Source organism: Terriglobia bacterium (genome assembly GCA_036496425.1).
Classification (GTDB): domain Bacteria; phylum Acidobacteriota; class Terriglobia; order 20CM-2-55-15; family 20CM-2-55-15; genus 20CM-2-55-15.
In genome coordinates this window covers 1-2,068 of sequence record DASXLG010000286.1, presented here as the reverse complement: position 1 = coordinate 2,068, position 2,068 = coordinate 1, and the positions used below count along the sequence as shown (strand labels likewise).

2 protein-coding genes are annotated in these 2,068 nt (G+C 52.9%); both read right to left on the bottom strand.

Annotation, left to right across the window (positions count from 1 at the left end):
- Nucleotides 1-1,442, bottom strand: a 1,442-nt coding sequence (locus VGK48_20715; GenBank protein HEY2383605.1) for a sigma-70 family RNA polymerase sigma factor, incomplete at its 3' end; no start/stop codon positions are given.
- 259 nt (nt 1,443-1,701) lie between these two features.
- On the bottom strand, nt 1,702-2,068 hold a 367-nt coding region (locus VGK48_20710; protein ID HEY2383604.1), incomplete at its 5' end, for a hypothetical protein.

Sequence of the window (2,068 nt, the reverse complement as noted above, 5' to 3'; positions counted from 1 at the left end):
AGGACATCTTTAATCTTTTCCTTGAGCAAAACTATCGCAGTCATGTCGCTCGGGTTTTCGGCGCCCCTGTCTTCGATGAAATCGCCAAAATTAGTTTCTTCGCTCTCGCCTACCGGTGACTGCAGCGAGATCGGTTGCTGTGCCATCTTTAGAACGGCGCGAACCCGGTCCACAGGCAGCAAAACTTCCTCAGCTACTTCCTCAGGCGTAGGCTCCCGTCCGTATTCCTGGACCAGCTGTTTTTGCACGCGCAAGAGTTTGTTGATCGTCTCAATCATGTGCACGGGAATCCGAATCGTGCGCGCCTGGTCGGCAATCGACCGGGTAATCGCCTGACGAATCCACCAGGTCGCATAGGTCGAAAACTTGTATCCGCGACGATACTCAAACTTCTCGACCGCCTTCATCAGTCCCATGTTTCCTTCCTGGATCAGGTCGAGAAAGGACAAACCGCGATTGGTATATTTCTTCGCGATGGAAATAACGAGACGAAGATTGGCCTCGACCATTTCGGTTTTAGCCTTGAATGCCTGGCGCAGCCAGCCTTTCAGCGTCCGATATTCCTCGGAATAATCGGAAAGCGAAAACCAGAGGCTGATTTCCAAATCGCGGACCTTGTTCTGAAGCTGCAACCGCCGTTTTTTGCCGCGAGGATTTTTGGCGAGCTCAGTCTGGAGATATAGCGACGTGTGATGCGCCTCATCGGCAAGGTGCACAAATTCCTCGGTTACTCGCTGCTTCAGATAAAAACGAGGGTAAATCTTTTGCAGGCTCGCCATTGTTCTTTGCAACGCCCTGCGCTTTTGCGACGCCCTTTTTGAACAATCGCGGACAAGCTCGGAAAAATAGCGGTTGATGGATACGCTCAATCGCTCCACGTCCTTACACAATCGTGGCAGGTTCTTCATGTATCTCTCGCGGCTTTCGATTTTCTTATCGAGGATCACGCGATCGAATCGTTCCCGGCCTTCGACTAGTTTTTGGGCGAGTTCCAGATGGCCGCGGGCAACAAACCCGAAGCGACTGAGATGTTTTTGCACCATCGCTTCCGCCTCCTCAATTCGCTTCGAGATCTGAACTTCCTGGTCCCGGGTTAGCAGCGGAACCTGTCCCATCTGCTTCAAATACATGCGCACCGGATCATCCAGAATATCAACCTTCGGTGTCGCTCTGGCCTCTTCTTCCTCTTCCTCCTCGTCGACGTCTTTTTTGCCGTCCCTGTACCGATCAACTTCGGAGGCCTCAATGATGTCGATCTCCAGACGGCGCAGACGCGTGAGAATCAGATCGAGTTCATCGGCATCGGTGACTCCTTCCGGTAACGCCTCGTTCAGATCGTCGAACGTGAGATGACCCTGTTCTTTCGCCAGTTTGATCAGCTCTCGAATGCGTGCTTGAACTTCAACCGAAGAATACAACCCCGTTACTCCAAGCGCCGGCATCGAAAGAGGTCCATTGTGGTTGCCTCCTTGTGACGAAGACTTGCTACGCGTCCGCTTCCGAGAATTGAGCCGCGGCGGCTTGCTGTGATTTCGTTGGGAATTCAAACGTTTTTTCGGTACACTGCGGCCACGGCTGCTTTTAAGCCGACGAGCCGACGACTGTCGGCTGCTCCCCCTTCGTTTCGAATGCCTGGCCAAGTTTGTTTGGTTAAGAATTTGGTCTAGGACCTTCGGCCTGCCACGCGGCAGTTGAAGATACCTATGCGTCTCCTCCGCCGACGGGCCGAGGAAATTCGTGGAGCTGTTCCTGCAGGTCAAGAATTTGTTTTTGCAAATTTAGGACGTCACCAGCACTCAGCTCCGGCAGTTTGATTCGGTTTTTTGCTGTCTCCAGGCGGCGACGCACGACACCTTGGCAAATTCCCTGCCACCACTTCTCGACCATTGTTTCTGTGGTTGCCGGCATCTTTTGGAGCAGCCATGAAGAGATGAGCCGCTCCTCCTCTGGGGAAAGCGTCGCCATGAACGCGTTCAGCGATGCGGTGTCATCCGGTTCGAGTTCGCTTTCCAAAATCCGGATCAGAATATCGGTGTCCGGTATTTGGTCGAGAATCTCACGCCAATTT